Below are 1,371 nucleotides of genomic sequence, written 5' to 3' on the forward strand. Positions count from 1 at the left end.
TGCCCCACGCATCGTAGGCATATTCCTGATCTCGCCAGCGCTTGAGACGGTTGTCCTTGACGTGGTCGAATTGGCTGGTGTTGAAGTTCAGCCGGTTCGCCGCGGCGTCGTAGCGGAACTCTTCGTTGTCGATCAGTTGTCCGGTGTACCGATACTAACCGGTACTTTCCAGCCTGCTATTAACCAATGTCTCGGCCCGAGACAACCGATTCTGACCATCATACATTCGGCATCGCCTAACTAAAAATCATCCCACGGTGCGTACCGATAATCATCATCTATCTTTTTAAAGGTAAGACCATCGATTTGTTTATCAACACATTCATTAAAGAAGCGAGCAGAGCATACAACCTCATGAATTTCTTCAAAATAGAACAAATCAGACTCAACACTATCTAAAACAACAAGTTTATCAATACGCTCATAATTTGAACTACTCAAATCGAGAGCGCCTGACTTCACATTACTATCCAGCACAAAAGAGGAACTATCCAGATCCATAGCTCTCAGTCTTTCGACAACAGCGAAGAAAAAATATGACTTATCTTGCTTAGCCATACCCTGAGTAAAAAGTTCAACTGGCCTGCTAACGTACTTGCACTCGAAAGCATCGCAGACAGCCAAAAAATTTTCGGACGCCAAAAAATGATCTGGCAACCAATCTGCCGTCAATTGGGGAGTATCAGCCATTGCTTGATAGCAGGCACTCAAAGCACCTTGCGCTGGATTTTCGGAGGGATAATGAAAGGTTGGCAAATCGGGAGTCCAACTCAAATCAAAAAAGTATGGCGCCCCCTCACCATCCGGCTCATAACCAATGATATATAAACCCTTCATTTTTCCACCTCTAAAGTAACCGACCAGTTATGGCATCAAGTTTAAATAGCCCGCCTTCTAGACCCTGAGAAGCCCACGCTTGAACATTTTTCACACCAAGCGCCAGATCTATATCTGGTCAAGCTATTTAGGTTATTGTTAAGTTTCACCAACTTGTTTTTTACAGCTTCAGTGTACTGACCGTGATTCGACCAGTGCCCCGGCATGCCAGTAGTTTTGGCTAGATCTTTTGATCCAGGTAGAAAAATCCCATTGGACGCCCCATCCGGATCCCAACCAATTTTTTTCAGCCTACCAAACATATTTTTGAACTGAGTGCTTTTTATTAGCTCTTCGGGTATCAAATGGTGATTTGCCATTCCATCCCCGGCGCTTGCTCCCATGTTGTTACCCAATTTCGTAGAGCACCAACCCAACGGATCGACCCAGTTATTAGGGCTTGGCGCATAAGAGTAAAAATTCATGCCTCCTGATAAAGAAATCGGATCCTGCGTAACAAACCGCCCCACCTCCGGATCGTAATACCGAAACGTG

At 45.1% G+C, this 1,371-nt stretch carries 2 protein-coding genes and 1 pseudogene; 1 reads left to right on the forward strand and 2 read right to left on the reverse strand.

Features of this window, described 5'->3' with window-relative positions:
• Positions 1–244: pseudogene (locus D8V06_RS30560) on the forward strand (hypothetical protein); the annotation flags it as partial.
• Here D8V06_RS30560 and D8V06_RS04535 read toward each other — a convergent pair.
• Both D8V06_RS04535 and D8V06_RS30720 read right to left on the reverse strand, forming a co-directional pair.
• Positions 241–837, reverse strand: coding sequence for a DUF1629 domain-containing protein (locus D8V06_RS04535; protein WP_130904579.1), 597 nt, complete (start codon positions 835–837; stop codon positions 241–243). The pseudogene D8V06_RS30560 and the gene D8V06_RS04535 overlap by 4 nt on opposite strands.
• Before the next feature lie 41 nt (positions 838–878).
• Positions 879–1,371: AHH domain-containing protein (locus D8V06_RS30720; protein WP_241667773.1), on the reverse strand; the 493-nt coding region annotated here is incomplete at its 5' end.

This window comes from Pseudomonas sp. Sample_24, from assembly GCF_004307605.1.
In the GTDB taxonomy this organism is placed as follows: Bacteria; Pseudomonadota; Gammaproteobacteria; order Pseudomonadales; family Pseudomonadaceae; genus Aquipseudomonas.

What these genes read in the sequence shown, in the direction of transcription:
- D8V06_RS04535 (WP_130904579.1), bottom strand. Translation starts at nt 837, where the DNA reads ATGAAGGGTTTATATATCATTGGTTATGAGCCGGATGGTGAGGGGGCG.